This is a genomic window from Streptomyces sp. Tek67B01 (genome assembly GCF_055231995.1).
This window is the reverse complement of the sequence record NZ_JBUYUY010000001.1, coordinates 7,259,786-7,275,765: the sequence shown is the minus strand read 5'-3', so window position 1 is coordinate 7,275,765 and position 15,980 is coordinate 7,259,786. Positions and strand designations below refer to the sequence as shown.

General features: G+C 70.1%; 13 protein-coding genes and 1 pseudogene. 9 read left to right on the top strand and 5 right to left on the bottom strand.

The features are described from left to right. The coding region (locus ACV7NM_RS33345) for a sporulation protein (protein ID WP_463413790.1) at positions 1–1,145 on the bottom strand (1,145 nt) is incomplete at its 3' end. Positions 1,146–1,349: 204 nt separating this feature from the next. On the opposite strand from ACV7NM_RS33345, the gene ACV7NM_RS33340 reads away from it, so the two are divergent. The 6 genes from ACV7NM_RS33340 to ACV7NM_RS33315 all read left to right on the top strand — a co-directional run bounded on the left by ACV7NM_RS33340 (position 1,350) and on the right by ACV7NM_RS33315 (position 9,157). Continuing rightward, complete coding sequence (locus tag ACV7NM_RS33340; protein WP_463413776.1) at positions 1,350–2,882, top strand: glycoside hydrolase family 3 N-terminal domain-containing protein; 1,533 nt, start codon at positions 1,350–1,352, stop codon at positions 2,880–2,882. Then, on the top strand, positions 2,879–3,931 hold the full coding sequence (locus ACV7NM_RS33335; RefSeq protein ID WP_463413777.1) for an Ldh family oxidoreductase: 1,053 nt from the start codon (positions 2,879–2,881) through the stop codon (positions 3,929–3,931). The genes ACV7NM_RS33340 and ACV7NM_RS33335 overlap by 4 nt, the downstream gene beginning before the upstream one ends. Beyond that, entirely contained in the window at positions 3,928–5,511 is a 1,584-nt protein-coding gene (locus ACV7NM_RS33330; RefSeq protein WP_463413778.1) for a radical SAM family protein, read from the top strand. The genes ACV7NM_RS33335 and ACV7NM_RS33330 overlap by 4 nt, the downstream gene beginning before the upstream one ends. Beyond that, positions 5,508–7,619, top strand: a complete 2,112-nt coding sequence (locus tag ACV7NM_RS33325) for a hypothetical protein (RefSeq protein WP_463413779.1) — start codon at positions 5,508–5,510, stop codon at positions 7,617–7,619. The genes ACV7NM_RS33330 and ACV7NM_RS33325 overlap by 4 nt, the downstream gene beginning before the upstream one ends. A 168-nt stretch (positions 7,620–7,787) precedes the next feature. Then, entirely contained in the window at positions 7,788–8,633 is an 846-nt protein-coding gene (locus ACV7NM_RS33320; protein ID WP_463413780.1) for a sugar phosphate nucleotidyltransferase, read from the top strand. After that, complete coding sequence (locus tag ACV7NM_RS33315) at positions 8,630–9,157, top strand: NUDIX domain-containing protein (protein WP_463413781.1); 528 nt, start codon at positions 8,630–8,632, stop codon at positions 9,155–9,157. The genes ACV7NM_RS33320 and ACV7NM_RS33315 overlap by 4 nt, the downstream gene beginning before the upstream one ends. A gap of 223 nt (positions 9,158–9,380) precedes the next feature. On the opposite strand, the gene ACV7NM_RS33310 is transcribed toward ACV7NM_RS33315, so the two are convergent. Continuing rightward, positions 9,381–9,524, bottom strand: a complete 144-nt coding sequence (locus ACV7NM_RS33310; protein ID WP_463413782.1) for a hypothetical protein — start codon at positions 9,522–9,524, stop codon at positions 9,381–9,383. A gap of 86 nt (positions 9,525–9,610) precedes the next feature. On the opposite strand from ACV7NM_RS33310, the gene ACV7NM_RS33305 reads away from it, so the two are divergent. The 3 genes and pseudogenes from ACV7NM_RS33305 (at position 9,611) to ACV7NM_RS33295 (ending at position 12,314) form a co-directional block, all read left to right on the top strand. Further along, positions 9,611–10,159, top strand: coding sequence for a GNAT family N-acetyltransferase (locus ACV7NM_RS33305; protein ID WP_463413783.1), 549 nt, complete (start codon positions 9,611–9,613; stop codon positions 10,157–10,159). Between the two features lie 152 nt (positions 10,160–10,311). Continuing rightward, a complete protein-coding gene (locus tag ACV7NM_RS33300) occupies positions 10,312–11,214 on the top strand; it encodes a transposase (RefSeq protein WP_463413784.1) in 903 nt (300 codons plus the stop codon). Positions 11,215–11,437: 223 nt separating this feature from the next. Continuing rightward, positions 11,438–12,314: pseudogene (locus ACV7NM_RS33295) on the top strand (glycosyltransferase family 2 protein). Between the two features lie 267 nt (positions 12,315–12,581). On the opposite strand, the gene ACV7NM_RS33290 reads toward ACV7NM_RS33295, so the two are convergent. The 3 genes from ACV7NM_RS33290 to ACV7NM_RS33280 form a co-directional block, all read right to left on the bottom strand. Then, on the bottom strand, positions 12,582–12,836 hold the full coding sequence (locus tag ACV7NM_RS33290; RefSeq protein WP_463413789.1) for a hypothetical protein: 255 nt from the start codon (positions 12,834–12,836) through the stop codon (positions 12,582–12,584). A 794-nt stretch (positions 12,837–13,630) separates the two neighbouring features. After that, positions 13,631–14,086 (bottom strand): hypothetical protein, encoded by a 456-nt coding sequence (locus ACV7NM_RS33285; protein ID WP_463413788.1) that lies wholly within the window; start codon positions 14,084–14,086, stop codon positions 13,631–13,633. Positions 14,087–14,646: 560 nt separating this feature from the next. After that, positions 14,647–15,318: a hypothetical protein gene (locus ACV7NM_RS33280; RefSeq protein ID WP_463413787.1), complete on the bottom strand. Its 672-nt coding sequence runs from the start codon at positions 15,316–15,318 to the stop codon at positions 14,647–14,649. Positions 15,319–15,980 lie beyond the last annotated feature (662 nt).

Here is a 15,980-nt window from a genome sequence, read left to right as displayed (position 1 = left end):
CCGGCGGGCATGGCGTCGGCCTGCCGGCTCCAGCGCTGTGCCGCTTTCAGGTTGCTCAGGTCACGGTAGATCTCCGTGGCGTCGGTGCTGATCCGGGCGTGGGTGAGGTAACTGAGCCATTCGGGGTCCCGGGTGCCGGGACGGATGGAGGAGAGTAGGTCCTCGGAGGCCGCCAGGGCGCGGGCAGCCGACTTGGCGTCGCCGGCGCGGCCGTGCGCGCGGGCCTCGGCGAGTCGTGCGAATGCCAGAACCCGTGGGGCGGCGGAGTGCTTGGCGCGTTCGTAGGCGCCTTCGGCCATGTCGATGGCTTCCGACAGGTGCCCGCGGAGGTAGGCGTGCAGGCTCATCGTCGCCAGCACGTAGGAGCCGGCCTGGACGTCTCCCGCACTGCGCGCCAGGCGCAGCGCCTGGATGAAGTGCTGCTGTGCTACGTCGTGGTGGCCCATGTCCACGGCTGCCCACGCGGCGATCCTGGCCAGTTCGGCGGTGGCGGTGAAGAGTTCCGCGCCGATCGTCTCGGTGAAGGTGCCGCTTAGCAGGGGTGCGGCCCGGTTCTGCAGGCATTCCCCGACGGAAGAGGCCATCACGTTTCCGCCGCCGAACTTGGAGTCCCACCGACGGGCGTCCTCGGCCGCCAGCCACAGCTCGTCCAGATCAGCGCGGCCGACGCGTTGGTCGCCTTGGCGGGGGAGTGGGGGGTCGGTTGGGTTGGCGAGCCACCGGTTGACGGGTGTTTGGTAGGCGGCGATGGCCAGTGGGCCACCGGTCAGGAGAGTGCGGCGGTGCATGCTGCTCCAGTATTCGATGGACAGACGCAGGGCGTCATCGGGATCTCGCGGGAAATCCAAGCCCATATCTGCCCCCTTCTCCCGTAGCTTGCCCATGCCGATCTCGTCCAGCCCCACCCGTCGGCCGAGGCGTTCTCCCAGCACAGCGGCGATGAGGTCGGGTACCGGCGGGCGGGGCACCATGCCACGGTCGATCCAGTTCGAGACACTCGTATGGGTGTATCCCCGCCCCTTCTCGCCCTGCCGGCTGAGTTGGTTGACGCGGCGGGCCAGCCCTTCCCTGCTCACCCCGCTGGCTTCGAGAACCCTCTTGAGATCGAGGTTGGGTGGCTTGGTCCGACGGTGAGTCGCGGTCACGGCACACGCCTTTCCGTGATGCTGCCTTGCCCGGTCGGCTTCCGCCGATCCGAACTTCCGAGCGTATGCCCAGGGGCTGACAACTGCGCGCGGTCTGCGATCTGTTGGCCCCCTTGTGTGCCTCCTGCCGGAGTCATGTCCGGCGGTTTCCTTGGACTACCGCCGGTCGCGGCGGAATCACCAAGGTGTTGAGGAGGGCGAGGCATGCCACGACATCCAGCCTCCGAGCAGGAATCGGACGTACGGGAGCAGGTCGAGCTTCTGGTGCGGCCCGGTCGGCCGCTGGCAGGGGTACCCGGCGGGTGGGCCCGGATCGGGAAGGACCAGGCCACCAGCGCTCAGCGGATGAGGGAAATCATCGAAGGCGCGGCTGACAGTGAGCGGTCTGTGCTGATCAGCGTCAATCAGGAGGGCGGCCGGCTCAATGCCCTGGACTGGGCGCAGACCGTCCAGTTCCCGGGAAATGCGGCGCTTGGGGCAGCCGGTTCGGCCGAGCTGGCCCAGCTCGCGGGCGCTGCGATGGGCCGCCAGCTGCGCGCGGTAGGGCTGTGCTGGAATCTGGCCCCAGTCTGCGACCTGGGCACGACACCGTCGACTTCCGCGGTAGGCACCCGGGCCTTCTCCGCAGATCCGGTGATGGCGGGGCGCCTCGCGGCCGGATTCGTCCGGGGCCTGCAGGGCGCACGGGTCGCCGCTACCGCCAAGCACTTCCCGGGGCTGGGCGGGGTGGCGGCGGATCCGCACCACACCGTGCCGGTCGTGGAACGACTGGCGCCCGGAGCCCTGGTGCCGTTCGAAGCCGCCGTTCAGGCCGGAGTGGCCTGCGTCATGGTGGGCAGCCACGTGGTGCGTGAACTCGATACTGAGCCGGCGCTCGCCTCGGCCCGGGTGATCGGGCTTCTGCGCGACGGTCTCGGCTTCGGCGGGGTCATCGTCAGCGAGAACTTGTCCCTTCCCGCCGTCCACGGACCGCTGGGCGGGCTGGTGGAGGCCGCCGTAGCGGCAGTGGCCGCAGGGGTCGACGTGGTCATGCTGGACTCGGAGATCTCTCGCGGTCACCACGGCCCGCAGACAACGGCAGATGGGAAACGGCGCTCGGCCGTCGTAGACGGACTCACCGAAGCTTTCTTTCAAGGCCGCATCGATCCGGCCCGGATCACCGTGTCCGCAGCGCGGGTCCGGGAGCTGGAGGACCGCTTCGGGTACACACCGCCGGCCTCATTGCCCATGTGGCAGACCGCGAACTCTGACGCAGCAGGAGTCGCCGATCAGGTCGCGGCCCGGTCGGTCACGGTGATGCGAGGGGAGGGCCTGCTGCCGCTGCCGAAGGGCGCCCGGCCGATCGCCTTGTTCCGTGTGCCCGATCAAGGGGAGCGCCGTGCCGACAGTGCCCGCCACGCGCCGGATGTCTTCCCCGGGATCTTCGGTGAACGCCGAACGGCGCTCGCTGTGGAGGCGGGCGGTGACATCCCCGCCGAGGCATGCGCTGTGGTGGTGTACGGCTACGACACAGGTCGCGGGCCGGGGCAGATCAGCGGAGCTGCGGCCGAGTCCAACAGACTGGCCGGTCATGCCGTGCCCGTCGTGCAGGTTGCCTTCGGTGACGTCGAGGACCTGGCGGGCTCCGGTGCCGACGTGCTGATCGCCGCCTACAGCCCGCACTGTGCGAGCGCCGAGGTCGCGGCCAAGATCCTTTTCCGCGCCGGCGGCCGGCTCCCGCGAGGGGAGTTGTGGTGATCCAGATTCCGGTCATCGAGCTCACCACTTACCTCCAGCAGCTCTACCGGGCTGCCGGGATGACCCGGCAGGGCGGCCGCACCATGGCCCAGGCCCACGTAGAGGCGGATCTGCGCGGGATCACGGGACATGGCTCCCGGCTCGCGCCCGGCTATCTCTCCAAGCTCCGCTCCGACCGCCTCAACCCCCGCCCGAAGATCACCCTGCGCGGCGACAGCCCGGCCTGTCTTGCCCTGGACGGGGACCTGGCACCCGGCCCGGTCGCGGCCCGGCACGTTGTTGGCGTCTGCGCCGTGCGCGCCCGCCGGAGTGGGGCGGCTGTGGCGACCGTGCGTAATACCGGCCACGCCGGGGCGCTCGGCGTGTACGTGACCTGGGCCGCCCGTCACGGGCTGATCGTGCTCCTTGCGGCCCAGACCTCGTCCGCGAGCGTGGCCTTGCACGGCGGCACCGGGCAACCGGTGCTGGGCAACACGGCCCTGGCCATTGCGATCCCTGGACCGGATCCGCAGGAACCAGTGCTGCTCGACATGGCAGCCGGCGCGATGTCCTGGGGGGCCTTGCACCGGCGGGCGGCCACCGGCCGCCCCCTTCCACCGGGCAGCGCCGTGGATGCCGAGGGCCGCCCGGTCCTCGATCCGGCCGATGCGGCCGCGCTCCTGCCTTCCGGTGAGCGCGGACAAGCCCTGGCCATCCTGCTGGAGCTGCTGGTGGGTTCACTGACCGCCAGCAGTCCCCTGCCTGTCGGTTCGGAGGGCCGCGGGTTGCTGTGCCTGGCGGTGGACCCCCGCCGGTTCGGCGCAGCCGCTCACCTGGCTGCCGGGGTCGAAGCGGTCGCCGCCCAGGTCCGCGCCGACGGGGCCCGGATGCCCGGCGACCGGGCCTGGGTCAGCCGCACCCGCTCCAAGACCACTGGTATCAGCCTCGACGAGGACGACGTGCTGGCCCTCATCGCCGCTGGCGAGGGGCACGTTGAGGCACCCACCGGCTGGACCACACCCCACCTGATCCGTACGCCTGCACCGGCCGGAGAGGACACCCGATCATGACCACCGCACCGCCCACCACCCTTGAGGACCTCGCCGCCGACGGACCCGGCCTGCTCCTGGACCGCGCTGCCCGGCCACGGGCCGGGCGCGTCCTGCAGAGCCTGCTCGACCTGGCCGACCCCTACCCCGTCCTGACCGCCGCCAGCAGGCTGTGCGTTGGCCAGCTTCATCAGGCGCTCGGCGCCGCCGCCGACCAGCGGATGCTGACCGAACGGACCGGACGACGCGTCCCCCTGCAGGAACTGCCCACTCGTGTCCTGGCCCCCCTGACCGGCGCACACGGGCTCGCCCCGGCGGAGAGGGACGCCCTGCACTTCGTCCTGCGGTGTGCCTACGCGTTCCCGGGGCCGGTAGGCACCCCGTGGGCGCCGCTGGCGTTCAAGGAGGAGCTCCCGCCCGGGTTCGTGCCGTTCGCGTCGTCGGAGCAGATCGCCGCCTGGCAGTCCGAGGCGGGCCCGGACGGGCTGAACACCCGCTACCTGGTGTCCCAGATGAAGGGCGGTGTCTCCGTCGACTTCGGAATCGGTTGCCCGCTCGGCTGCGCCTACTGCTACCGGCGCGAGGGCGACACCGTGTACGGATACGTCAATGCCTGGGAGCCGGACGGCTTCATCGGCGCCGAAGAAGCCGTCCGGCGGCTCCTTGCGCACCCCTGGTTCACCCCGCACATCACCCCGATCGGCCTGCACATGTCCACCAGCGAAGCCTTCCTGCCCAAGTTGTGGGACCGCACCTGGGGCACGCTCAAGCTCCTAGACGACCTGGGGCTGACCAACCGGGTGTCGTGCATCACCAAGCACGCCCTGCCGGAGGAGAAGATTCGGGCGCTGGAGTCCCTGGTTCACGTCGACCTCGACATCAACGTCTGCTACTCGGCGATGCCCGAATCCGTCGAGCCGCCGAACCGTCAGCGCCGTATCGACTTCCTGGCCAGGATCCTGCAGTCGGACAGGCTCAACGTGCTCGCCTACTACCGTCCGATCGCGGAGGGCTTGAACACCAGCGACGCGCACCTGCGGCACGTGTGGGAAGTGTTCAAGGAGGCTGGGGCCCGCACCGTGGTCCTGGGCGGCCTGAAGTTCGCCGACGATCACGCCCGCTCCTTCATGGAGTACGGGCTGCCGCTGCCCCAGGGCAGCTTCACCGCCGGCAAGAAGCTCCTCACCTCAGCGACCGAGACCCGCATCATGGCCATGTTCGACGAGGTCTTCTCGGACATCCCCTCAGGCGAGCGGCCCGCGGTGCTCAAGCGCTCTTCCTGCGGCCGCTCCGTCGAACGCGGAAGCCACCTGCCGGACTACAACGGCCACTACGACCTGCCGGCCACCAACTGCCGACTGCGCTGCCCCGCCGCCCAGCACCAGGCCTGCGCCGCCGCCACCATGCCCACCGCCGAACAGGTCGGGCAGCTGCTGGAGCGCATCGGCCGCACCGGCAGCCGGGTGGACATCAACCCCGTCACCACGATCGTCCACGCGAAGCTCAGCCAGTTCGAGCGCACCTTCCTGCGCCAGAACCTGCTGTCCCCCGTCCACACGGCCCGACAGGCCGCCGACCTCGTCGCCGGGAAGCTCTCATGACCCACACCTTCGCCCGTATGTTCCTGCCGCTCGCCGACAGTCCGCTCACCCAGCGGCCCACCGAGCCGGACGCCGAGGTCGCGGTGCTCCTGGCGGCCACGGCCGACCCTGACCCGGCCGTCCTGGCCGCACTACTTTCCATCACCGAACCCGCGACCGCCGACCGGATCACCGCCGCCCTCGACGCCCGCGCCGACCTGCCCCCCGCCGCGCTCGCCCATCTCATCGTGGCGCGCCCGGACCTGAAGCAGCCCGCCGCCCGCCTCAAGACCGTCCTCTTCCCCGACGGCGACGGCTGCCACAAGTTCACCCGCGCCATGGCCGCCCTGGCCGTGCGCCCCGAGACCATTGACCACGCGGTCCTCGGCAGCCCCAAGTTCGCCGCGATGGCCGCCTCCGTCGACACCACCGCCCTGCACGACCTCCTCGCCCCGCTTCTGACCACCCCGGCCCTGGCCGGGCCCGCCGACGCCGCCCTCGCCATCCTCCTCGGCGCCCGCCGCGCCGCCAGCCCAGCCACCACACCGTTCGATCTCGCCGCCGACGCCGCGCTCCACCGCACCTGCCAGGGCCGCATGAACGCCGAACTCACCGCCCTACGCACCAAGACGATCGCCGAGATCGCCGCACACACCGGCGGCCTCACCCAGGCCGCCGACCTCTGGTACGACGCCCTCACCGCCGCCGCCACCACCCCCGAACTCGCCGGACAAGCCCTCGCCCTCGCCTACCTCGCCGGCACCGCGCTCGCCACCGGCACCGAACCCGATTGCCCCTGGCCCGCCGTCCACGCCCGCTGGCAGCAGGTCACCGCCGCCCAGCGCGCCGCCCGTACCCACACACCTCTGTGGGGCGCCGCGTGGGACGCCGCGGCCACCACCGCCGACGGCGCGTTGTGGGACCCCGTCCAGCGTGCCCTCGTCGCCGGATACGACCTCCTCACCACCCACGTCCGCACCATCTGCCCCAAGGGCAACGACACCCCGACCCCGGACCAGTGCTGGGCCACCGATGAGACCGGCCGCACCCTCATCCACACCATCGCCGACCACCTCACCGGCAACCGCGGCCACTCCCCGCTGACCCACTTCGACGACGCCCTGCTCATCTCCTTCGTCCGGGAACACGCCAAGCTCCGCCGCGACCGCATCCCCGGCGCCCTCCACATCCACGGCCTCATCGCAGCCATCAAGGCCGCCCGCTCCAAAGCCCACCTAACCGCCCACCCCACCGCGCCCCGCATCGGCATCGTCGTCCCCATGCGCGGCGAAGCCGCCCGCATCGCCGGTGGACAGGACGCACTGGTGGCGAAGACCGCCCAACTTGCCTGGCTCCTGGCCGCCCACCCCAACGCCCGCGCCGAGCTCCTCCTCGTCGACGAAGACCCCGACGCCGCCTCCTCCACCGCGGCCACAGCCGCCCTTCCGCCCGGACAGCTACAGATCCGGCACACCATCGCCCACCGCCCCGACCCGGCCAGCGCCAAGGGCGGAGCCGTCCTGTGGGGCCTGACCCAACTCGCCGAAGCCGGATACCCGCACCTCGCCTACACCGACCTCGACCTCACCTACCCCCTCGACCAACTCGGCCTGCTCCTCCACGCCCTCGCCACACCCGGCACCGGCTCAGCCATCGGCTCCCGCCGCCAGCCCGACTCCGCCGGCTACTACCCGCCCGCCGGCCCCCCGGCCACCGCCACCCTCTACCAGCAAGCCGTCGGCGAACTCCTCGCCCTCGACATCACCGACCCCCAAGCCGGATTCAAAGCCTTCAACACCACCGCCCTGCGTACCACCCTGGCGCGCGTGAGTGACCGGGAGCTGTCCTTCGACACCGACCTCCTCGCAGCCCTCCAGCTCTCCGGCCACACCATCGCCGAGACGGGCATCGCCACCCTCCACCGCTACGTGGACGGCCAGGTCGGCACCCCACGCGACTACGACGCCATGCTCACCGCCGTATACCGCCAGGCAGCGCGCCACGGACTCAATCCCGAAGCCCGCCCCACCCCCGCCCTCGACCGCATCACCGCCGCCAGCTCCCTCGCCGCAGCCGCCGACGTACGCCAGAGCGTCAGCCTGCCGATGCCCCGCACCACCGCATCCTGACCCACCACCCAAGGGCGGGGCAGTCCCACGCCGTTCGTCGTGGGACTGCCCCGCCCTTCGCCTGCGCCTTCACAGACTCACGGCTGCGCCTGCGTACACTGGGCCGCCCTGCCCCCAGCGGACCGGCCCCACCATCACTCAGGCCGGCCGCCCGTCGAAGGGTCGTGCGTGAAGGCCGTCATCGCCGTCGCAGGAATGGGAACGCGCTTCTTCCCCATCTCCAAGACGATCAACAAGTGCATGCTCCCGATCCTCGATCAGCCCGTCGTCGCGTACGCCGTCGCCGACTGCCTGGCCGCCGGAGCAGACCAGATCGCGATCGTTACCGGCTCAGGCGAGACCGGCCGACAGGTCCGCCACTACTTCACCGAAGACACCGGCCTCAAGGACTTCTTCACCGCCCGCGGCTGGCAGGACAAATACCAGTCCGTCGCGCATCTCCACGACCAGGCCCACTTCACCTTCATCGAGCAGCCTCGCGACGGCCGCTACGGAACCGCCCTGCCCGTCATGCTCGCCGCCGACTTCATCAACAGCGACGACTTCCTCCTCCTCGCAGGCGACGACCTCCTCCTGCGCGCCGACAGCGGCCACGACCTCGCCGACCTCACCACCGCCCGCACCACAGCCGGCACCCGCGGCGCCATCGCCGCCGCCACCGTTCCCGGCGCCACCGCACACCGCTACGGCATCCTCAGCCCCAAGACGAACACCCGCGGCCACCAGGTCCTCGACTCCCTTGTCGAAAAGCCCATCAATTACCAGGCGACCACCGCATTCATCAACATCTCCCGCGCGCTGCTCTCCGGCGAGGCCGTGCCCTACTTCGACAAGCTCCAGCCTGCGGCCTCCAATGGCGAGTATCGGGCCACTGACGCCATCGCCGCCTACGCGCGTGACCACGACGTCCTGATCCACCCCGTGACCGGGCAGTACCACGACTGCGGAAACACCGCCGGGTGGCTGGCGGCGAACAACGCGGCCGCGGTCGCTCGCGGCATTACCCTGACGTGAGCGTGCAGGCTCAGACCCGTACGGGCACGCCCGCCGTGCCCGTACGCACCAGCGCGGTCATCCTCGACGGCCGGCAGATGTGTCTCATCCACCGTCGCCGCCCTGCCGGAGACCAGTACTCCTTACCCGGCGGCCTCGTCAACGACATAGAAGAGATCCCGGCAGCACTCGCCCGAGAGCTCCACGAGGAACTGGACCTCGACCTCAACGAGGTCCCCGAGGCGCCGCAGCTTCGCTGGGTGCAGGACCAGATCACCAACCGACCGGGGGCAGACAAGCCGCTCCGACGGCTCCACCTAATCCACCTGATCCATCTACCTCCGCACGTCCGCCGTACCCTCGCCGACACCGAGCAGGACGCCGAGGACCACACCCGAGTCATCTGGGCGGACTACCGCGAGGCAGTGGACCTGCACCTCTACCCTGACATCCGAACGGCCTTGAACTGGCTACCCACAGTGCATAGGCCCACCGCTCCGGTGCTTTTGGAGCCGATGACCGACCGCACATACAAATGGCGGTAACAAGGCCATCTGCGCCGGCAAACCAGACACGGGCTGGCACGCCGGAGATCAATATCGGCCGCTTCGGCCGTGTCATCGTCACCGGCCGCGACCTCGGCTGTAGTGACCCGCGCCGAGCACCTTCTCGTCGGCATCGAGGTCAACGTCGAGCCCACACCGGATTACGGTCTCGGGGGAAATTGAGCTTCGGGCGTGCCGGCCTGGCGGCTCGGCTGGTGGGTGATCAGCGGGCGGTGTCGCGGACGAGGACGAGTTCGGTGCTCGTCCGGCGGTGGGTGGCCCGCTGCGCGGATCGGTCGGAGACGAGTGAGGCGATCGCGAGATGGGTCTCGGCGTAGGTATCGCGGCGTCCGTACGGTCCTTTCATGTCACGGCCCGACCGGAACGATCACCATGTCCGCCGAGGCCGTAAAGCAGTGGACAGCCCTCCAATGTTGGGCGAGCATCTCCGCGATGAATGACGAACCTCTCTCCACCCCCAAACGCGTCCGCTTCGTCGAGCTCAGCGCAAAGGCGCTGCGGGCGCTTGCCGACGGTGACCTCGCCAGCGGCAGCGCCGAGGCCGGAGTCGCCCTTGACGAACACTTCGTCGGTGACCGGGCCCGCTGGATCTTCGGCTACCGCGCCGACCAGCTCGCCGAAGACCCGTCTGCCGCGCCCTGGATCACGCGGGCAGCGGTGTCCGAGCCGGACGGGGTCGTCGTCGGCGACGCCGGGTTCCACGGGCCGCCGGACGAGGCCGGCATGGTCGAGGTCGGCTACACCGTCGTGCCCGGGTACCGCCGCCAGGGCTACGCCCGCGCCATGCTGAGGGCGCTGCTCGTCAGGGCTGCCGCCGACCCCGGTGTTAGGACCGTGCGCGCCAGGATCGGATCCGACAACACCGCCTCCCTGGCCTCCATCGAGGGCTTCGGCTTCACGCGCGTCGGAGAGCAGGGGAACGAGCGCGACGGACTCACGATCATCTTCGAGGTTCCGGCAGACGCGATTCAGGCCGGGTAACTTTACGACCTCGACGCACACGGTGATCGCCCCGGTCGGTCCGTGACATGAGAAGGGCCGCACGGGTTGGGTGAGTTGTGAAGCTAGCCTGGGCCCGTGCGGCCTGTTCCCATCCTGCCCTGTCCGGTGTCTCACGAGTACATTTCGGCGAGTTGCTCGCCGAGCTCGCCAGTGGGTGGGAGGCCGCGCGGCAGTCCGCGCTCCGCGAGGCCCGGGGCGGGGAGCGTCGGCGAGTGAAGGGGGCCGGCCGAAAGCCCAAGCTGGTTTTCCTCGATCGGTTGCTGGTCACCCTGGTCCATCTGCGCCATCAGTTGCCGCACGTAGTGCTCGCCGAACTCTTCGAGGTGGATCGCTCCACCGTCTCCACGGCCATCCGCCAGGTCCGCCCGTTGCTGGCGGCCCGTGGTTTCGCAGTGCCCGACCGGCCCGGCCTGCGACTGAAGACACTGGAGGACGTCTTCGCCTATGCCGAGGCGGAGGACGTTGAGCTGCGGCTCGACGGGGTCGAGACCCAGGTCCGCCGCCCGCAAGCCGACCGCCCCGGGCGCCGGGCGTTCGTTTCCGGCAAGCGCAAGCAAAACACCATCAAGACCACCACGTTCAGCGACGGCCAGGGCCGCCTGCTGCTGTCCGGCCTGGTCCGCCCGGGCCGGATGCACGACCAGACCGCCGTGCGCACCGAGGGCATCTCCGAGCAGTTCCGCATCCGTCCCGGCGTGAAGGCAAAGGTCGATTCCGGATACCTCGGGCTGGCCAAGGAGTTCTCTGGCCAGGTCAGCGCCCCGCCGAAGAAGCCCAAGGACGAGGCGTGCGACGGTGACAAGCACGCCTGGCACGAGACACGGCGGCGGCAGTCCTCGGCAAGGATCTGTGTGGAGCACACCAACGCCGAGCTCCGCCAGTGGGCACCTCTGCGGCGGTTCACCGGACGCCGCGATAGCTACGCCGAGACCCATCTCGCGATCGCCTCACTCGTCTCCGACCGATCCGCGCAGCGGGCCACCCACCGCCGGACGAGCACCGAACTCGTCCTCGTCCGCGACACCGCCCGCTGATCACCCACCAGCCGAGCCACCAGGCCGGCACGCCCGAAGCTCAATTTCCCCCGAGACCGTTAGATCCCGTGATCCCATCAACTCCCGGGCAGGCAGTGGTGCAGCTCATCGAAACGCGCCCTGCATGTTGTCCTGGCGGCCGCGGTGCGGCCTGCTTCGTGTCGTCGGGCCCCGGTGCCACTAGGGTTAAAAACTTCATGAGGCCGAGGCGGAAGGCACTTCTGTGAGCAGTGGCGCATCTCGTCCAACGGTCGGCGCCGTCGTCCTTACGATGAACGACCGCCCCGAAGACTTCCCCCGGGCGATGGCCTCGCTTCTTGCACAAAAGGGCATCGACCTGGATGTCGTTGTGGTCGGCAACGGCTGCGTCCCCGAACAGGTACCGCAGGCGTGCGCACCATCGCCCTCGCGGAGAACGTCGGCATCCCCGAGGGACGCAACATCGGCGCCACCGAGGTCAAGGGCGACTACCTGTTCTTCTTCGACAACGACGCACAGCTCCCCGCCACCGACACCCTGGCGCGACTCGTCGCAGAGTTTCCCCGCGACCCCCAACTCGCGTACGCGCACCGCGCATTTGCGACCCCGTCACCGGCGTGACCCTGCGGCGCTGGGTACCGCGCCTTCGCGCATCCGACCCGACGCGCCCCGGCGTCGTCACCGTCATGGCCGAAGGCGTCGTCATGGTCCGCCGCAACGCCTACGACCGCGCCGGCGGCTGGCCGGGCCACTTCTTCCTCTTCCACGAGGGAGTCGAGCTGGCCTGGAGGCTCTGGGACCTCGGCTGCCACGGCCGGTACGTGCCCGACATCGTCGTCCACCATCCTGCGACCGACCCCGACCGGCATGACACTTTCTACCGGCTCAACGCCCGCAACCGCGTCTGGGTCGCCCTCCGCAACCTTCCTCGCCCCCTCATCCCGCTCAACCTCGCCACCTGGGCCGCGACCACCCTGTGGCGTACACGCGACCGCGAGGCCTTGCGCGTCACCATCGCCGGATTCCGCGAGGGCATCTCCGGTGGCCAAGGCCGTCGACGCCCCATGTCCTGGAAAACCGTTGCCCGACTTACCTTGGCGGGCCGGCCGCCGAGCTTCTGACGGCTGGGACCGAAGCTTGTCCGCGGAACAGTCGGCCCGCACGGGACGCCCCCGTGGTCCGCTTCCGCGCGCCCCGGTGACCTGGTGGGCCCGGCCAACGCCCGCGGAGGCCGCCCCGGCGTCGTCGTCACCCCGTGCACCGACCAGGCTGAGGTCGAAGCACGGGCCGATCACCCTACGGCCCTATTCGCATCGGCATTGAACGACAGAACGCGCACCAGGGGTGCCACGCACTCGCGCGGTACCCCTGCTCGTGTCCGTACAGGCTCAGGCCAGGCGGGCCAAGATGGCGGTCATGTCTTCGTAGCCGGCTTGGACGCCGGTGGCGTTGCCCAGGCGGTGGCGTTCCAGCAGGATCGCGCCGAGGTGGAGGGCCTCGTAGACGTGTCGGCGGAACTCGGCCGCGGGGGCGGAGACCTGGGTGCCGTAGGTGTCGAAGAAGGCGAGGCGCTCGTCCGGTTTCGCTCTGGCCATGCGCAGGGTCCAGTCCGCGTCCGGGTCTCCCCACCAGGTGCGGTCCATGTCGAGGATTCCGGTGAGGGTCGGGACCGGGCGCCGCCGCGAGCATGGTGTTGACCGTCCACAGGTCCCCGGTCAGCAGCCGGGGCACCGTGATCTCGTCCAGGATGCGCGCCCCGGCCTGGGCGGCCTGGGCGGCCTTGCGTAGGTCGGCCGCGTCCAGGCCGCAGCCCTCGATGTCCTCGGCGATCAGGTGCAGGGACGCGGCGACGGCCTCGCTCCAACGAGTGTGACCGGGACCGTTGACCGGGCCGAAGTGGGGGCCGGACACCCCGCGCACCGCCGCCGTGACTCCCCCATCTGCCGGAAGAACGCCCCGTGCGTCTCCTTCGGGTACGAGCCGAGCAGCTCCGGCGCCGGGGTGCCGGGCAGGAAAGACTGGATCATCCAGTCCCGGCCGATGACGGACTGGGTGAAGTCGGCCGCCAGGACCCGCGGCATCAGATCGGCGATCGGCGCGAGCCACGGCACCGACGTGTACTCGGGAGCGCATGAGCTCCCTTTCGGAGCGGAACTGCCGGTCCGGCTCCGGCGCCACCCGCAGTACGACCGGCTCTTCGCGGTCGGCCAGGTCGAGGCCGGTAGGTGCTGTTGTACATGCCCCCGCCCAGTTCGGTCCTGCCGCCACGACCTCGGTGCTGGGCCCGAATGCGCGCTGGGCGACCGCCAGGATCTGGCGATCGGTGAGGCCCATCTGAAATGCATTAGCGGAGCGTTCGATGACTTGAAGTTTCATGGGACTTCCTTCCGTGCCGTGAGGAACTGCTGGGAACTGGACTGATCGCTCGGCGGGGTTGCTACCGCAGGTTCAGCCCCTCCGCGGGGCCGGCCGTTGTGCTCCAGAACGATGCCGAGCTGCCAGGGCTGCGTCGCGGCGGCGATGCCGATGGCCCGGCGGTTGGCGTGAGGGCCGTGGCGTCGGCCGCCGCGACGTGATGCTCGCGGGACAGCGTCAAGAGCGTGATGAGCTGACTCAGCAGGAGGAGGTCGTCACCATGCGACGACAACGCCGCGACGACGGCGCCAAGCACGCGAAGTACCTTCGCGGCCCCACTGTTGAACGGAAGGCCGTGCGATACGGCGTCCTCGTCCACCCACATCGTCAGCTGAGCGCTCACCGCGACAGGGCGGGCGAGCCGGCAGTTCAGGGCGCCGGCTGCCGCCGACGCGGTGGAGGTCCAATCAGCCAGTACGAACCAGCCGTCGGGCCGGATCGTCACCGCATACGGAGCAGCCGCATGCACGAAAGACATGGTTCTCCTTTGAACGGGGGTGAGGTTCTTCGGCAGGGGGACTTTGCTGCTTCCCCTACCGACAAGAGAATTCTACTGGATTTAATGCGCAATGAGTAGCTGAAACGGCCTGCCCGGCCTGCCCGAAAGAGTGATGTATCCGCAGGTCACAGGCTGTTTTCTGCCCTGTGGGGGCGGGCAGTGGGGGTGAGGCCGGCCGCCCCTCAGCGCGAAGCGCCGAGGGCAAGGGGCGAGGCAGCGCGAAGCGAGGGCACCCTGGGAGCGAAGCGGACCAGGGCGCCCGACTGCCACGGCCCCGCAGCGCGTGAGAGCGCGCAGCGCTCGGTCCGGGCGCAGCGCAGCGGAGACCGGCACGCGGCGCCTGCGGAGAGCGCGGAGCGCTCGGTCCTGACGCGCTGCGGAGCGCGCGTCAGGCCGCAGGAAGGGGTGGGTGGCGCAGCGAAGCGGAGCCACCCACCCCGCCGGCACCGGACCCACGACGCCCGCCCCCACAGGGCAGAAAACGCTTTGAGGGGGGTCACGGCCGGGCGGCTGTGACCCCCCTCAGGGGAAGTTGGGTGTCAGGGGGTGTCGTAGAGCTGCTGAGCGGTTTTCAGGGCGGTGCGGCGGAGTGCCGGCGGGTAGCCGAGGCGATCCGCGGCTTCTTCGGCGTCGAGACCGGGTTCGGTGCGCATCAGCGCGGCGATGCGCACCGCCCGCTCCTGTTGCAGGTGCTTTTGCGCGGCCGGGGTCGAGATGCCGAGGACGTCGACGGCATGGGCGGCGGTCACGGCGGGGTTGGCGTCGAGGAGTTCGGCGATACGGCCGGGGAGCAGGTCTCGGGGGACCATGTCGCCTGATCCCTTCGGCCGGCCCCGGGGGCCTGTCACGGTGCCGCGGGCTGCGTCATAGGCGCGCAGGACAGCGCGGGGCCAGTGTTCGGCGCCGCCGACCACGACGACGTGGTCCGCGAGGCGGGGGTCGGTCTTGTAGGTGTCGAAGCTGCGCGGCTGCACATTCAACAGGTCTGCAGCCTCGCGGCGGTCGAGCAGGTCGCGGTCATCCTCGCCCGACGGGATCGCCGGTTGTGGCCTGCCGTCACGGTATGCCTCGACCTGCTCCAGGTCCCACAGCAGCACCTTCCCTTCCGCAGAGCTGACCGGCGCGGGAAAGTCCTCCGCGCTGTAGGGCTTGGCCCGTCGGAAGGCAGCCCACTTCATCCCCAACGCGTCGGCAAGCTCCTGCCGTCCCACGGCGACTCGTCCAGCGCGAATCACGATCCCGACCTCCCGATAAGCGGCGCGCCGGCGCGCCAGTGCATGGGGTCCGCCTCAGGACGGGCCCACGAACACGAAAAATGTACCGCACTAAAAGTGCACTTCCGTTCCCGGCTACACGCCGCCGGAGCGCTATGCTCGCCCTGATGACGCCAGCGGGTTCTCTCGTGGTGTGTTCCTCGGTCGGCCGGCGCCCTTGCCACCCGCTCTCCAGCGGAAGTGGGCGTCGGCCACACTCATCTCGCCACGCCTCGCGTCTCTCCGCTCCTCGCGTCCGGCCCGAGCAACTCCCTTTACGCTCCCCCACCCCCATGCGAACCGGCCGCCCTCCGAGCAACCGGCACACGCAAAGCAGCCCAACGCCATGTGCGACGTGTTCCTGCTACCGATGACCCTCGAGACCAGCCGCAGCAGCACAAGCCCTCCCCCGACTACTCGGCCGAAGGCCATCCAGACACTCGCGTCAGCACACCACCCCACCCCTCCAGACATATAAGTCCGCCCACTCACCACTCAGAAAACCGCCCCTGGCCAGGCAAAATGCAAAACCACCGACAATACCGCTTCCCCCTAGGCTTCCCCCCAGGCTTCCCCCCACCTTTCCCCCCAGGCTTCCCCCTAGGCTTCCCCCACGACTA